We start from the raw sequence: 15,509 nt of genomic DNA on the forward strand, positions 1-15,509 counted from the left end.
ATTTTTTATCATTAGAATTTTCTTTATTATTTTAATAGAATTACAAAATTTAGTAAACCAATACGATATCGAAATAAACAAAAGTCCAGTTATGCACAAAACATAACTGGACTTTTTATTTTCAGCTTATTAAAACATCACTTTTCAACTCTCTCTTCAATACTTTACCTAACGCATTTTTCGGTAAACTTTTAACAAACACTACTTGCGGTATTTTGTAGCTTGCTAATTTTTGTTTACAGTACTGAATAACCTCTTCTGCTGTTAAAGATGTGTGAATATCTGTGACGATATAAGCTTTTGGAATTTCTCCCCAAAAGTCATCTGGAATTCCAACTACAGCAACTTCCAATACACCATTTATTTCATGGATTACTTCTTCTACTTGATCCGGATATACATTATCGCCGCCGTGTACAATAACATCTTTATATCGTCCCATTATATATAAGAAACCCTCTTCATCTATCATGCCGGCATCTCCCATATAAAACCAGCTATCTTTTAAAACTTTTTTGGTCGCCTTTTCATTATTCCAATAGCCTTTAAACATATATGGACTTCTTACAAGAATTTCCCCAACTTCTTTCTTTGGTAATTCTTCACCTGTATCAGGATGAATAATTTTCACTTCCACGTTTTTAATTGGCTTTCCTACTGAAGACATTTTCTCTTTCCCCATGTCTGGCCGCCAAGAGCTAACAACCCATCCTTCTGTACTTCCGTATCCTTGGACCATATAAATTCCTTTTTCCGCATAGCGCTGTATAATGCTCTCAGATACTTTTGTTCCACCACTTTGCGCTATCTTGAAAGAAGAGATATCACGTTCTTTTTTATTTAATTCATCCAGCATATAACTATATACAGCTGGGAATGCGAGCATCGTTGTAATATTCTCTTTCTCAATTGTATCCCAAATAAGTGCAGGATCTGAATCAGAAAGGAAAACCATCGTAACACCATGATAAATACAATTTAATACAGAAAGAACGCCACTCATATGAAAAAGCGGATGTACAGAAAGGAAACGCTGTCCTGCTGGAATTTCGCTTTGACCTGCTACTTCAGTAAAATAATTATATAAATTTCTGTGACCAATTACACATGCTTTCGCATTCCCTGTTGTTCCAGAAGTGAATAAGAAGATGGCATCATCATCTTCATGAACAGTTACAGCTGGTTCATTTTTGGATTGTTTTTGTAACAATCGTTCAAATGACGGTGCCACATCCATCTGGTGTCCAGTCTCTATTGTCATTAGAATCTCTTTTACTGCATCAATTTTAGATAATACTGCTTTAAACTCAGTATCATAGAATAACATTTTTAATTTTGCTTCTTGTATAATCGTTTCTAATTCATAAGAAGTAAGCTGATGATTAAATGGGATCAGTATCGCACCAATTTTCAAACTTGCCATCATAATTGTTGGAAATGGATGATTATTCTTACACAAAATTCCTATACGGTCTCCCTTTTGAATACCTAATTCTAATAAGAAGTGTGCCAATTGATTTACTCGTTCATTATACTCTTTAAATGAATACCTTTTTCCTCCTCCAACAAGCGCCTCTACATCGGCTGATTGTTTTGCTCTTTTTTGTAAAAGTTGTTGCATCGTACTCAAGAAAAACGCCCCTTTTTCATTTTTTAGATTTTTATTTTACTACATTAACTATTAATTTACTAAAGATTAAACTTGATAAATTTTATTTATAATGTAGCTTTGAAATACAGTCACGATTTTTTAGAACATTGACGTACATAAAAAATGACTCGTGAAAACTGAGGTCTTTTTTATGCCTATTGATAGAGATTTTTATTAGAAAGTTATTTGAAAATTTTTAAGAATTTATGCAAGTAAAGCCTGTATCCACTTATAAGAGGACTAGGAAATAATTCTAGCTCCAGTCCGATTATGGCTGGAAACACCTTAAATGGTCACTGCTCGTATTTATAAAAAAACAGGGATAGCCCGCCATGCCCATTAAGCTAAAATTTTGAAGTATCGCCAAAATGAAATTTTTATCTCTCTAAAGTTACTTATATAAATATAGCTCTTTATTTCCCTTCTAACAGGATTCAAAGACTTGATATGGTTGATTTGAATAGGCTACACTGAATTGGACAGTTATTAAATTCTAGTAGCTTAATAACAAATCTTTAGAGAACGTCATGGAAAAACGTGAGTTTGAGGCGATAGCCGCAGAATGGAGGATGTTATGATAAAAATCGGTATAGATGGTGAAGCCTACTGGAGTGAAACAGTTGATTTAGGCGTTTTAAGTAAGTTCGATAGCATTTTTATAGATCTAGATGAATGTGACATAACAGGGGCGACAGATGATATGTCTCAAGAAGAGAAGATAGAAAAAGCTACAAAATATTATGGTAATAGATTTAAGGAGCTAGAAGCAAATGTAGGTTTTATAAATGAGCAATTTCTGATGTGGATTATAACGCACTTATGTGACATAGAATATCCATTTTGGGAATTTGGTGATGAAGATGAAGGCAGTGAAGATTATCCAAATTATATAGTTAAAGAAGAAATAAAAAAATTCGAAGATGAAAATGGACAATTAAAACATGATCCGTATAGTCTAAGTCCAATTTACAAAGAAATTCAGGAATATAATGCAGATAATAATGCAGATAATTTATCAAGCTATGAAATGATAGCGAAATATTTACCAGTTCTTGATTTTAAAAAACTTGTAGATACAATTAGAGCTGATAGCATAGATACATATGAAGATAACATAAACTTTCAAGTAAGTAGCGAGATTTGTGATGGTATGTTACTTTGTGCTACTTACGGAACAATATATGCCAATAATGAGCTAGAAGTTACGCATAATTGTTAATACAAAAGTGACTAGTTGTAGCTTTGGAATAAAGTTTAATTAAATTAACTCTATAAACCTTGATAAAATAGTAAATAGAAAAAGCGTGTTTTGAAAAAAAGATTGATCAAAACACGCTTTACATATATTCAATTAAACCATTCGTTTATAAATAAGTTTGATCATTTCTTGATCCTTGTGCCATTAAAGCGCCCGATTGTGAAATTGACAAAGGCAGTCTAATTATCGAATAGCCCTCTTCCTCTCAGATTTGCGGAAACAGGCTCTTTTCCTATTTCACGTGCCCATATAGATAACTGGCCGATATGGTGGATTTCGTGGACAATGACATGACGTATGATCTCTCCGTGTGTACATTCAATGACTCGGCGCCTGATTGGTGCGTCTCTAGAGCTAATCGGTTCTTCATTGAAATCAGTTTCTGAAAGTTTCCGAGAATCCATTTCATTTGTCCAAGATGTCACAAAGGGCTTCACTTTCTCGTGGTATTGAGCTGAAAGATTTTTCACTTTTTGTAAGCTAGCATAATCTTCAAACAATGGCTCCTCAGGCACTGGTTCACCTCGCAAACCTAAGATCCACATATATTCCACATCTACAATGTGAAATAAGGTATGTAGGATACTACCAAACCCACCGACCCGTTTCTTTAATAGTTCATCATCCGGTATGTCTTCGCACAATGTAAACCAATCATCACGAACTTGCCAGTTATATTGAAACAGTTTCAACATCACAACAACCTCCATCTTTTAGATTAACATTTAATATTCACCAAAAGACTTCACAATCCTTATTTAAATAATACCTCTAAACAAAACTGTTAAAATCCTCTACAAACTGGTGTATAGAGAGAATAAAGGTGTTTAATTTTGAATAGAAAAATAAGAACTTTATTACAATTCACATGTAGCAAGACTCTTTAAGTTTCTTTAAATGTAAATCAATCTATTTAAGTTTCCCCTCAAAAATAGATAATAAAGATGTTTAATTATGAAATCTTTATGTAAAAACTTTTATTTTACAAGTGTTAACACATCATCTTTATATTCGAATGAATAATCACTTGCTTTTTCTAATAGAACCGGTAAATATTCCTTTACCATTTCAGCAATCCCTAAATTAGAGGGATTCAGTATCCAACCAATGTGCTTCCAATCGAGAATACCTTCTCTTGTTTTTTTCATAGATTCACTATCTAATACTGTATCTATTTCAAATAAATACACATATAATCCATCTTTTTTACGATCACTAGTATCCCATGTAATGATACCCTTTGAATAATACTGATTTACCTTGAATCCTGTTTCCTCAAACACTTCACGAATTGCACCCTCATCAGCAGTTTCACCTACTTCATTTTTACCACCAACACCGTTCCACACTCCCATAATCGGTGCCTTTTCACGATTCAACATCAAGACTTTATCCTTATTTTTTAAGAAACATACGTTATATTTAAACACTTAATCAGCCCCACACTTAAATTTATTCTTTATTTATAGAAGTATACGATACAAATACCCCAAGTACCATTTCTATACTTTATAACACCTTTATTTGTTTTTAAATAATTTTATTATTTTTTAAACAACTTTATTATCTCATTATAACTGGCCTTTTAATTGAACATTCCAACAGGAGATTATTATGCATGCGATTATGAAGAATATATATTTAAAACAGATAGGAGTATCTATTTTTTCAGTATGTGAGTACACGATTTAAAATATAATATACATTACATAAAAGCGAGGCTTCTACTTACGTTTTAAGCAAACTTTTTTATAAAGTGAAATGTTCATCCAGACAAACAAAATCCATTTTGCTCAAACTTTATTTCAAACTAATACATTACATAAAAAATATCCCAATACCTTAAAAGGAATCGGGATATTTTCAAATCATATATAAAGATTACTTTTATTCATAATATATTTAACATAATCAGCTGCACTTCTTTCGATATCTTCATCCTTTAGTTCGTACTCAGCTCCATACAACGTAAATGTTGGTATGAATTTCATCCCTGTATATAGACAAGTTGCCTGGAATGGTTTTGTTAGTTCTTTCATTGTAAACCCATCCTTATACTGCGTTTCTAATCCCCCTATAGAAATCGCCAATCCAAATTCTTTATTACGCACTTTATCTCCTGTAGAACCATACGCGAAACCGTATGTGAGTACATCATCAAACCATTTTTTTAATAATGGTGGTGAACTATACCAATAGAATGGAAACTGAAATATGTAGCGATCGTGTTCTAATAATAGCCTTTGTTCATGCTCAATATCGAATTCCCAATTAGGAGCCGTTTTATACAATTGATGAACCGTTATCTCATCAGAATATTTCTCCAGTTCTTTTATCCATCTTTTATTAATTCTTGATTTTTCAATATCTGGATGTGCTACAATTACAAGTGTTTTCATCAATTATTTTCCCCCTTATAAATAAATGAAATCCTTTAGTATTAGTATGTATTAGTTACATATAATTGAAAAGTACGTACTTTCAGGTGCTATAGGAACCTCAAAGTACCTATGGAGGTGTAATATGAAGATAAATCAGAATCAAAACTTCCCTATCGCTACTACCCTTGAAGTCATCGGAGGAAAATGGAAGAGTAGTATTTTATGCATTCTAATGAATGGAGAGAAGCGGACACACGAACTGAAACGTGCTATCCCAGAGATTACACAAAAAGTTCTGACGCAACAATTACGGCAACTTGAAGCTGATGGGATTATCCATCGAACTGTATATCAAGAAGTTCCACCAAGGGTCGAGTACACAATAAGTGAATACGGAAAATCTTTAATTCAAATTATGAATGAAATGTGTGAATGGGGAAAAGATCATCAAATCAAGAAAACAACTAATTGAGTTAGCACAGCAAATGTTATAAATCTAATTTAAATACAAGAAAGAACTTGGCATATCACCAAGTTCTTTTAACTTTTACTCTCCAAAAATAAATTGCTTGAAACTCCCTACACTCTCAATAATTTATGTTTTTCTAAAAATTAAATGGAAAACAAAGAATATTCCGTTTTTTTATTTATAAAACTTCAGAATATTTACAATACTACAAAAACGATATACATTTTAGTTGCAAGAAAAATCTAAGCAAAAAGGGGATGTTGGTATGTTTAAGAAGTTAGCAGTAGGAGTATTAGCAGCAAGTTTTGCATTAACTGGAGGGCTGGGAACAGTATCAGCAAATGCAGAAAAAGATTATACGATTAAATCGTTCGACTATGTAACTGTAGATGGAGAGAATGTAGATTCTCTAGCAACAGTGAATACCCCATCTAACGAAGACATAAAAATAACGATGGTTCTACCTAAACAAAATAAAAACGGAGATTGGTTAGCATATGGTTTTACAAGCAAAGAAACCTTGGATGCTTTCATTGAAAAAGATAAACAAAGACTAAAAAACAAAATACAGCCCCTAGGTAGTGGTGCTGGTAGTACTGATTTCTATGAACATAAAAATAAAGGTGGACAATATATTTATTGGAGTAGCGGGTTTAAAAACTTACCTTCTAGCTGGAATGACAGAATTTCCTCCGTAAGTACGGCGTCACCTTCTGCAAGCTATTCAACGACACTGTGGGAGCATACTTCAACTCAAGGATATGGCAAAGGCGTCTTATTTAGACACTCTGATTGGTATGGTAAAACTGCGAATCTAGCTGCGGATTGGAACGATAAGGCTTCAGCAATTGAAATCAAGAAGTAATGGTAGATTTCAATTGACTAGGTGAAGAAATTGAAAAATCACTATTCTCTCATCGATTTAGAAGAAATGAGAGAATAGTGATTTTTTTAGAATGTTTTTGCACTGAGAAACAGAGCGATTATCCCACTTTTTTAGCCCCATACCATCCACATTCTCTCCAAATACCTTTTAAGAAAAAACATGGATAAAGTAATAAATACAGATTAGGAATCCACCAGGAAATATCGAAATCTAAACGGATTGTCCAAAATGCTAGAGCTTGTAAACCTGAACAAAAAGTTAAAATTAATGATAAGAACGCAAAATGACTCCAAGTATGCTTTTGTTTAGCATACAAATATAAACTTAATAATCCCGTCAGCGAGATGAATAAATCCAATGGTAGAAATGACCAGTTCCATGCTACTAAAATAGGATTTTGATAATCTTTAAACAAATATTCTTGTGGAATCATATGAAAAATTGTTATGAACCAATATATAATAAATCCAATATCAGTAATAAGGAAAAAATATTTTAAACGATTCAACGTATACGTTCCTCCACTACTTCTTTTTTCTTCTCTTCATGTGCCGTACTACTAAAATTTAAGATCACGACTCCAATTAAAATAAAAAACATCGCTAGTATTTTAATCACATTGATACTTTCTCCAAAATAAAAGAAACCAATAATTGTAATCGTTACAATTCCCATACCTGACCAAATTGCATATGCAACTGATACCTCCAGTCCCTTTAATGCAAATGACAAAAATGAAAAGCTTACTACATAAAATACAAAAATAAGAATACTTGGGATAAGTTTCGTTAATCCATCAGATAGTTTCATCGCAGTTGTACCCGCTACTTCAAATAAAATTGCTAAGCATAAATAAATCCACTGCATTACTCTCCCACCTTCTATTTTGAATTAGAAATTCCGTATAGCAACATGTCCATAATAGATTCAAGCATACTCCCCAATGTATAATCACTCTTTTCCATAAACATAGGATCATATATGCGATTCAGTGCTCCTAAATATAATTCAATAAAAAATGGAATTTGAATTTGTCTAATACTCCCTTCTCTCATTCCCTCTTCTATTAACCGAATTACAGTAGACCAACCTTCACGTAAAAACTGATCTAATTTCCGCCATTGATTATAATGATATTTTTTTAGTTCTACTAATAACCGTGCATCCATGAGTTTAAATTGTTGTGGAATACAAATTAAAATGCGTCTTATTTTTTCAACTGTTTGTAACGTTTCATCATCTGCGATATCTTTTTCCTTTTCTTGAATACTTTCTATTACACTACGAATAACTTCATCTACGATTTCATCCTTTGAAGAGAAGTGCTCATAGATTGTCCTCTTACTCACAGCTAGCTGTTTTGCTAAGTCACTAATTGTAAATGTAAACCCCTTCGTTTGAATTTGATACATTGTTTCTGTTATGATTCTTTGTTTCATAATCCCCCTCCTAAACCTTTGGTACTTATCTGTTTTTATTAGTACCAATATCATCTTACAATATTTAACACATATGAACAACTATCATTTCACAAGCTCTTTTCCATCTAATGAATGAAAACGCTCAAGGCATAAGCCTTGAGCGTTTTTAACTTTTATATAAAAATTATTGCTTACCACTCTCGATCCATTTTCACGCCACAATTGTCACACGTATAGTTTTTTCTGACAACTTCAATTTTACTGAAGATTAAACTTGATAAAATTTATTTCCAAATAAAGTGAAACTTTAATCAGTGAGGGTTTTCTTCATTCCCCACTGATTATTAGCCCTCACCAATCGGGCCTTTACGGGCAGTAATACTCCCACCTAACTTCTTTAGAAAAGCGGAAGCGGCTCGCTCAGAATCGCAGGACGTTGGAACCCCCGACAGAGAGGCGCTTTTTGCCTCGTCCGAGGGAGTGAAACGACCGGAGATTCTAGCTGCTAGAGCTGGACTTTACTCCCGCCGAATTTTGAAGTGGGAGTATTACTGCCCTAAAGTAGCGGGATAAAAATATCCCGATTCCAATAAAAGAATTGAGATATTTTCAAATCATATATGTAACATACTCAGCTACACTTCTTTCGATATCTTTAGCCTTTCATTTATATTCTGCCCCGTATAACGTATTAGAATCTACTTCATACCATACTTTTCAAATTCTTCTACAGTACCACGAAACACATTTAAATCAATAAACTTTTCTTTTCCACTATATCCTTTTAGCCTACCTCTATTACTATATTGCCAAAACGTCCATGTTCTATCATCTGACAAGCTCGGCTTTGTCAAAACACTCCGTATCCATATATCACATTCAAGATAATTATCCTTTATATATAAATCATATGCCTCTGGCGTGGCATACAATATAACCCGTTTTTGATAATGCTTTTCTAATATTTGTATCATCATCGTTAGTTCTCTTGCAACATCTTCACGCTTAGGAGGATTTGCTTTTTTATTACCGTAAAATTCTACATCAATTACTGGTGGTAATGCTTGTTCAGTTTTTGGTACAGTTCGTATATAATGCTCAGCTTGCGAGCCACCTTTACTATCAAAACTAAAAAAGTGATACGCACCAATACGCATATTTGTCCTACTAGCATGATTCCAGTTTTCTGAAAAATATTGATCTACAAAAGAGCTTCCTTCTGTTGCCTTTATAAAAGCAAACTTGATTCCTTGTTCTTCTACTTCTCTCCAATCTACTTCCCCTTGATATGACGCTACATCTACACCTTTCACTGAAAATTTATTTGCATTGAAATAATTCGGTATCCATATTCCTTGAAGTATTAACATAGCAACTATAGCTACTACACCAATTATTGAACTGAAAACAATCAAAATTAACTTTCTTTTCGAACCTCTATATGAATCTTTTATATATAATCCCTCCCATACTTATTTGACTTTACACAAAATACCATCCACATTCTTTGTTAATCTTCCTTTAACCATACTCTCTCTCTATTGATTTCCATCTTTTCCTGAAACGCTTCCTCCAAATCAATTTCTAATTTATTCGCTAAATCACATACATTCCAAATGACATCGAACATTTCTAAACCTATTTCTCTTTTGGTATCCTTATCATCACTTCGCTTTATAATCGCCTCTGTTAGTTCCCCTAACTCCGCCATTAAATACATTGTACGTATTTCAATTGTTGTATTCTGAAATCCTTTTTCTTTACTGAAGCTTGATACATATTGCTGAAATTCGGAAAGATTCACTTTATATCCCCTCTTTTTTTATAAATTTCCTCTATCAATCTCTTATCTTTTTTATATTTACAACAATTCGGCTGCCCTTCTGCACGATGTATTTTCAAGCTATTTAACTCATATACAACTGAATATAATGTCCCAAAATTATATTTTTTCAGATTCAAACAGATATGCTCTTTACTATTCGACAAAATATCCTGTGCACTTTCTCGATTTAACTGCGAATTTTTTCTTAACTGTTCTTCCATAACCTTTTTTCAATTTTTCCCACCTAACTCATATTTTACTATAAAAATCATTTATTTTAGACAAATGAAAAAACGAGTTTACATACAACTCGTTTTCCACAAAAATGATTTTAAATGTTCGTACGCGGTTCCTCCAATCTCTCCTTATTCCTCCTCTTAAACAAACTTTCAGGCCTAGTTTGCTGCCCTGGTTTTACAAACCACATCGCTCCCATTGCTATAGCGGCCAATACTGCAGCTACAATAAACATAGAAGGATAGCCGTAGCTTACAACTAAGTATCCCGTTAAAGTCGGGGCTAAGATTGTCGCGATATTCGCGATGAAATGCATAATTCCGCTATACGTTCCGGCTTGAACAGGAGCTGTGTCAACAATGATTGCCCAAAATAATGAACTTGGCAAGAAAGCAAATGCATTTCCAAGTGACATGAGTGCTAATACTGCAACATAATTATTCATCATTGGAATGAAACTGAAGCAAACCGCTGTAAGGAACAAAGCAATAATCGGCAATCCTGTTCGAGCTAAACGGAGGTTTCCTGTTTTATGTAGAATACGATCAGATAACTTCGCACCTAGCGGTAAAGTAATACAAGCGCCAAGCCAAGGAACCATTCCAAGATACCAAAGAGAAGATAATTGAAAATGGAATACATCTTGTAGATATTTCGGTGTCCAAGTTAAGATTAAGAAATTAATATACTGGAAACAAAAATATGCTAATGTAACCAAAACAAATGTTGGCACTTTAAAAAAGGAATACCATGGCTCTTTTTTGATTCCTTTCTCTACTTTTACCGATTGAAGTACGCCTTCAGCACTTCGTATTTCAGCTAGTTCTTCTTTCGTTACTCGCGGGTGATCCTCAGGCATATTGGTAAAAGTAAAATACCAAATAATCGCCCATACAATTCCAATTACACCAAGGATAAAAAACATCATTTTCCAGCTTGTAAAAGAGAGTAACAGAACCGCCACAGGTGCAGTTAATACTGCGCCTAACGGAACACCAACAAAACCAAGGGATGTTAGAAAAGCTCTTTCTTTTGGCGCTGCCCAGTTTGCTGCTGTCTTATTCGAAACCGCGAAAGATGGCCCTTCTGTGAATCCAAATAAAACGCGGAACAGTGCAAATCCCGCTAAAGCAGATCCTCCAAAAATAGCCATTCCTATTTCTCCAGCAAAAGCGGTCGCAATTTCAAAAATAGACCAAGTCGTTGCTGCTACAATCCATACAAATTTTGGTCCTTTTTTATCCGAAAAAATCCCTCCTAATAAAGAACCAATCATGTAACCGTAACCAAAATACCCTAATATCGCTCCCCATTCTTTCGGATCAAACCCATATTCTTTTATAATGAAAGACTGTGCATAAGCGATAGCTCCGCGATCAATATAATTCACCATCGTAATTAACGTGAGCATCGCAAAAACATAATAGCGGAATTTGTTCTTCATCAAAATCCCCACTCCCCCTCGTATACTACTATTTTCTCTCTAATCTTTTAATAAAATGACATGAACCTTACCAGGGCCATGAACTCCAAAAGCTAATTCCATTTCAATATCACCCGTCCTACTTGGTCCAGTGATAAAGTTAATACAAGCAGGGAGTCCATTTGGAACATGTTCATGTACTGCAGCCACTCCTTCTGTTAAACGCCTATAAATTGTTTGTTCTGAAAGAATTGCCACATAAACTGGCGGCAAAACACTAACTAAACGGCCACGCCCACCGCCATTCCATAAAACAACCGTTCCAGTCTCAGCTAACCCCATTTCTGCATATGTAATTCCCATATCAGCCTGAGCTACATAGTCTCGTAGTTCCCGTTCATCTTCTTTACTCTGCCAAATTCGATGAGAAACGAAATTTCTCGTTAAATGCTCTACTATTTCAAGCTGATGTAATCTGTCATCATCCCAATACACCGCCGATTGAACATCAAATTTTCCCACAACATACTGAAGTGCCTTCTCTATTTCTGAACGGTATATGTGACTTACTTCTGTATGCAATGCATTCAAGTTTGTAATAAACTGCTCTACTAAACTTTCGTGATCTATCTCTTTAGGAAAGTGCCTAAGTGGATCTTTATTCCACTTGGGAGGAATTACCCCGGAGCGACGGTTTCGCCCTAGTTTACGTGCAATATTGTATAAAAAAGATTCTTGTACATTTGTCATGTTATGAATCCCTCTTTTCTTTTTTCCACCAATCCCGGAATGATTGCTTCGCAGGGGTTGGAAAATCTCTACTTTCTGTCCACCCTTTTAATGGACCTGGACCATTCGCGATATAACCATCTTTTGCAAATATCGATAATCCGGCGTGAGCCATTTTAACAGCTTTATTATAAACAAATGGATGACTCGCCATAAACGCGAAACTTTTAAAAGCCAGTTGCTCAGTTTTTGTTATAAATCCTTGTTCCACCTCATCTTTACGATGCTCAATGAGAAGGTCGTGTAATGGGATTTTCACCGGACAAACATCCGTACATGCCCCGCACAAACTCGATGCAAACGGCAATTCTTTTAATTCTTCATATCCTTCTAATAAAGGCGCTAATACTGCCCCAATTGGTCCGCTATACACACTTCCGTACGCATGTCCCCCGATATTGCGGTATACAGGACAAACATTTACACACGCTCCGCAGCGAATACACTTGAGTACTTCTTGGTAAGCGGTTCCTAAAATATCAGAACGGCCATTATCTAGAATAATTAAATGAAATTCTTCAGGGCCATCGATATCTTCATGTAAACGCGGTCCATTAATTCCAGTCACATACGATGTGATTTTTTGACCCGTTGCACTTCTTGTTAACATAGAAACGACAATATCAAGGTCTTTCCATGTCGGGACAAGACGCTCCATCCCCATAATTGCGATATGAACTTTTGGCAATGTAGTCGTAAGGCGAGCATTTCCTTCATTACTGACGAGAACAACAGATCCAGATTCCGCAACAGCAAAGTTACAACCAGAAATACCAATATCAGCTTCTAAAAACTCTTTACGCAACTTATTCCTAGCAAATTGTAGTAGTTGATCTGTATCAACTGGAATTTCCCTACCAGCTTCCTTAGAAAAAAGCTCCGCTACTTGTTCTTTCGTCTTATGAATAACTGGAGCAATTAAATGTGATGGAGCTTCTCCAGCTAATTGAATGATATATTCTCCAAGATCGGACTCTACCACTTTTAATCCTATCTTTTCTAAATTTTTATTGAGATGTATTTCTTCCGAAACCATGGACTTCGATTTAATCACCGATTTTGCCCCTCTTTTTCTTGCAATTTCAGAAACATACGATACTACATCTTCTGCTTTCAAAGCAAAATGAACATGTCCCCCATTTTTCCGAACATTCGTAGCTAACTGTTCTAAATAACTATCTAAATTTTCGATCGTATGCATCCGGATTTCAGATGCTGCTTCACGCCATTCGTCAATATTCCCTAATTCAGATGTAGCTTGTTCTCTCCCTACCCGAAGCCTGTCTTGTGTAAACGGAACTGCACTTCTCATTTGCGAATCGTGCAATGCTTTATCTACTCTTCCCAAAAATTCTAGCCCCTGCACTACATTCATTTCTCCAGCCCCTTCGCCAGTACTTCTGCTATATGTAACACTTGAATCTCTTTATTTTCCCTCCTAAGTCGCCCGCCAATATTCATAAGACACCCCATATCAGCTCCAATTAAGAGATCAGCTTCTGCCTCCTCAATATATTTTATTTTTTCATCAACCATCGTTTCGGAAATCGAACTCATTTTCACCGCAAAAGTTCCACCAAACCCGCAGCAATCTTGACAGTATCGTAATTCTTTTACATCTAGCCCTTTTACTTGTGAAAGCAGCTCTAGCGGTTCGTCTTTTATCCCAAGTCCGCGGCTCATATGACAAGATTGGTGGAAAACTGCTGTCCTATCTAGACTAGAATTCAAATCATTTTTTCCAAGTACGTTCATTAAGAAATCCGTTAATTCATACGTCCTATTTGCTAAATGCACTGCTTTTTCATACCATTCACGATCCTCCTTTAACAGCTCTTTATAATAATGATGAACCATGCTAGCACAAGATCCAGAAGGAGTGACAATATATTCACTATGCGCAAATGCTTGTATCATTTGCTTTGCTGCTAGCTTTGCTTCTTTTTGGTATCCACTATTATAAGCAGGTTGACCGCAGCAAGTCTGACCTTCAGGAAAATCTACTTCTACTCCACATTGCTCCATAATTTCCACAACACTCTTACCTACTTGAGGAAAAAAAATATCTGATAAACACGTAATAAATAACGAAACTTTCATAAACAATTTCCTCCTCGAAACGTGATCATATACTTTTCAGTTATGAATCTACCAAAAATCACTTTTATATTTTAAATTTTTAGAATTTTCTATATTTAAAACCTTTCATTTATGATATCATGTGACTTATTATATAAAAACTATTTATAAGGTTGTTTTTGTATACAAAAAAGGTATAGAAAGAGGATTAAAGATGGATATAAGACAACTTCGATATTTTATTGCAATTGCGGAAGAAAGGCAGCTTACGCGTGCCGCTCATCGACTGCATATGGCACAACCACCTTTAAGCAGACAACTATCATTACTAGAACAAGAATTATCAGTAAACCTATTTGAAAGAAGCGGCCGAAACATGCATTTAACGGAAGAAGGTAAAATCTTATATATAAAAGCGAAAAGTATTATCGGACAATTAGAGGAAACCATTACAGAGATTAAAGATACTGGTGAGGGGTTAAGGGGCAATCTATCTATTGGAGCATTTCATTCTTGCATTCCTTTTCTATCTGAAAAAATCCGTTATTTTCAAAAAAACTATCCGAATGTGAACTTAAAAATATGGGAAGGAGGCCCTTTATACTTAACAGAACATCTAACAAATCGGAATATCGAGTTCGCGGTCTTGCGTACCCCTTTTAATAAGGAGATTTTTTCAAGCATTCGCTTATCAAAAGAGCCGTTCGTATTAGTCGCGCCCGCTAAATGGGAACTACATCACTCACAACTTCCAATCTCCGTAGACAAACTTCATCATATCCCTCTTTTACTAGTACATAAAGATAAAGAAGATAGCTATCATCAACTCGTCATTGATGAATGCAATCGCCGTGGTATAAAATTAAATATAGCGTGTGAATGTCCTGATTCTGCATTCGTACTTATGCTTGTCATGGCGGGAATCGGAGCCTCGATTCTACCAAAAAGTGCCGTATCTTATATCCCGCAAGAATTTATCAGGATAGTAGATTTAATAGATTTTCCGTTTCAATCTGAATCATCGATAATTTGGTTGAAAGATCGGAAACTCTCTAACAGTGCTAGACGATTTATAGAATGTACCTAAGAA

At 34.8% G+C, this 15,509-nt stretch carries 17 protein-coding genes; 4 read left to right on the forward strand and 13 right to left on the reverse strand.

Annotated features, from left to right (window positions below; genetic code table 11):
* Window positions 1-121: 121 nt before the first annotated feature.
* Window positions 122-1,630: a class I adenylate-forming enzyme family protein gene (locus tag AC1M36_RS02590; protein WP_336452383.1), complete on the reverse strand. Its 1,509-nt coding sequence runs from the start codon at window positions 1,628-1,630 to the stop codon at window positions 122-124.
* A gap of 595 nt (window positions 1,631-2,225) precedes the next feature.
* Between AC1M36_RS02590 and AC1M36_RS02595 the strand changes: the two genes are divergently transcribed.
* Complete coding sequence (locus tag AC1M36_RS02595; RefSeq protein WP_431613175.1) at window positions 2,226-2,870, forward strand: hypothetical protein; 645 nt, start codon at window positions 2,226-2,228, stop codon at window positions 2,868-2,870.
* Window positions 2,871-3,088: 218 nt separating this feature from the next.
* Here the strand turns inward: AC1M36_RS02595 and AC1M36_RS02600 are convergent, their stop codons facing one another.
* The 3 genes from AC1M36_RS02600 to AC1M36_RS02610 all read right to left on the reverse strand — a co-directional run bounded on the left by AC1M36_RS02600 (window position 3,089) and on the right by AC1M36_RS02610 (window position 5,308).
* Complete coding sequence (locus AC1M36_RS02600; protein ID WP_336452385.1) at window positions 3,089-3,604, reverse strand: DinB family protein; 516 nt, start codon at window positions 3,602-3,604, stop codon at window positions 3,089-3,091.
* Window positions 3,605-3,886: 282 nt separating this feature from the next.
* Window positions 3,887-4,339 carry an NUDIX hydrolase gene (locus AC1M36_RS02605; protein WP_336452386.1) on the reverse strand — a complete coding sequence of 151 codons (453 nt, stop codon included), beginning with the start codon at window positions 4,337-4,339 and terminating at the stop codon, window positions 3,887-3,889.
* Window positions 4,340-4,777: 438 nt separating this feature from the next.
* The gene (locus tag AC1M36_RS02610; RefSeq protein WP_336452387.1) at window positions 4,778-5,308 is read right to left on the reverse strand and encodes an NAD(P)H-dependent oxidoreductase; all 531 of its coding nucleotides are present in this window, start codon (window positions 5,306-5,308) and stop codon (window positions 4,778-4,780) included.
* 130 nt (window positions 5,309-5,438) lie between these two features.
* On the opposite strand from AC1M36_RS02610, the gene AC1M36_RS02615 reads away from it, so the two are divergent.
* Both AC1M36_RS02615 and AC1M36_RS02620 read left to right on the forward strand, forming a co-directional pair.
* Window positions 5,439-5,762: a winged helix-turn-helix transcriptional regulator gene (locus AC1M36_RS02615; RefSeq protein WP_336452457.1), complete on the forward strand. Its 324-nt coding sequence runs from the start codon at window positions 5,439-5,441 to the stop codon at window positions 5,760-5,762.
* A 262-nt stretch (window positions 5,763-6,024) separates the two neighbouring features.
* Complete coding sequence (locus AC1M36_RS02620) at window positions 6,025-6,624, forward strand: hypothetical protein (RefSeq protein WP_431613174.1); 600 nt, start codon at window positions 6,025-6,027, stop codon at window positions 6,622-6,624.
* A gap of 118 nt (window positions 6,625-6,742) precedes the next feature.
* Here AC1M36_RS02620 and AC1M36_RS02625 read toward each other — a convergent pair whose 3' ends face one another.
* The 9 genes from AC1M36_RS02625 to AC1M36_RS02665 form a co-directional block, all read right to left on the reverse strand.
* Window positions 6,743-7,153 (reverse strand): DUF5360 family protein, encoded by a 411-nt coding sequence (locus AC1M36_RS02625; protein ID WP_336452389.1) that lies wholly within the window; start codon window positions 7,151-7,153, stop codon window positions 6,743-6,745.
* The gene (locus AC1M36_RS02630) at window positions 7,150-7,512 is read right to left on the reverse strand and encodes a DMT family transporter (RefSeq protein WP_336452390.1); all 363 of its coding nucleotides are present in this window, start codon (window positions 7,510-7,512) and stop codon (window positions 7,150-7,152) included. The genes AC1M36_RS02625 and AC1M36_RS02630 overlap by 4 nt, the downstream gene beginning before the upstream one ends.
* A 14-nt stretch (window positions 7,513-7,526) precedes the next feature.
* A complete protein-coding gene (locus AC1M36_RS02635) occupies window positions 7,527-8,084 on the reverse strand; it encodes a TetR/AcrR family transcriptional regulator (protein WP_336452391.1) in 558 nt (185 codons plus the stop codon).
* Window positions 8,085-8,764: 680 nt separating this feature from the next.
* Window positions 8,765-9,436, reverse strand: a complete 672-nt coding sequence (locus tag AC1M36_RS02640; RefSeq protein ID WP_431613173.1) for a glycoside hydrolase family 25 protein — start codon at window positions 9,434-9,436, stop codon at window positions 8,765-8,767.
* A gap of 140 nt (window positions 9,437-9,576) precedes the next feature.
* Window positions 9,577-9,870, reverse strand: coding sequence for a MazG nucleotide pyrophosphohydrolase domain-containing protein (locus AC1M36_RS02645; RefSeq protein ID WP_431613172.1), 294 nt, complete (start codon window positions 9,868-9,870; stop codon window positions 9,577-9,579).
* Window positions 9,871-10,222: 352 nt separating this feature from the next.
* Complete coding sequence (locus AC1M36_RS02650) at window positions 10,223-11,572, reverse strand: MFS transporter (RefSeq protein WP_336452459.1); 1,350 nt, start codon at window positions 11,570-11,572, stop codon at window positions 10,223-10,225.
* 39 nt (window positions 11,573-11,611) lie between these two features.
* Window positions 11,612-12,301: a LutC/YkgG family protein gene (locus AC1M36_RS02655; protein ID WP_336452393.1), complete on the reverse strand. Its 690-nt coding sequence runs from the start codon at window positions 12,299-12,301 to the stop codon at window positions 11,612-11,614.
* Window position 12,302: 1 nt separating this feature from the next.
* Window positions 12,303-13,715 carry a LutB/LldF family L-lactate oxidation iron-sulfur protein gene (locus AC1M36_RS02660; protein ID WP_479845566.1) on the reverse strand — a complete coding sequence of 471 codons (1,413 nt, stop codon included), beginning with the start codon at window positions 13,713-13,715 and terminating at the stop codon, window positions 12,303-12,305.
* Window positions 13,712-14,440 carry a (Fe-S)-binding protein gene (locus AC1M36_RS02665; protein ID WP_336452395.1) on the reverse strand — a complete coding sequence of 243 codons (729 nt, stop codon included), beginning with the start codon at window positions 14,438-14,440 and terminating at the stop codon, window positions 13,712-13,714. The genes AC1M36_RS02660 and AC1M36_RS02665 overlap by 4 nt, the downstream gene beginning before the upstream one ends.
* A gap of 193 nt (window positions 14,441-14,633) precedes the next feature.
* Here AC1M36_RS02665 and AC1M36_RS02670 point away from each other — a divergent pair, with 193 nt between their 5' ends.
* Complete coding sequence (locus AC1M36_RS02670; protein WP_336452396.1) at window positions 14,634-15,506, forward strand: LysR family transcriptional regulator; 873 nt, start codon at window positions 14,634-14,636, stop codon at window positions 15,504-15,506.
* The last annotated feature ends 3 nt before the right edge of the window (window positions 15,507-15,509 follow it).

This window comes from Bacillus sp. Medicinal_06 (assembly GCF_056711665.1).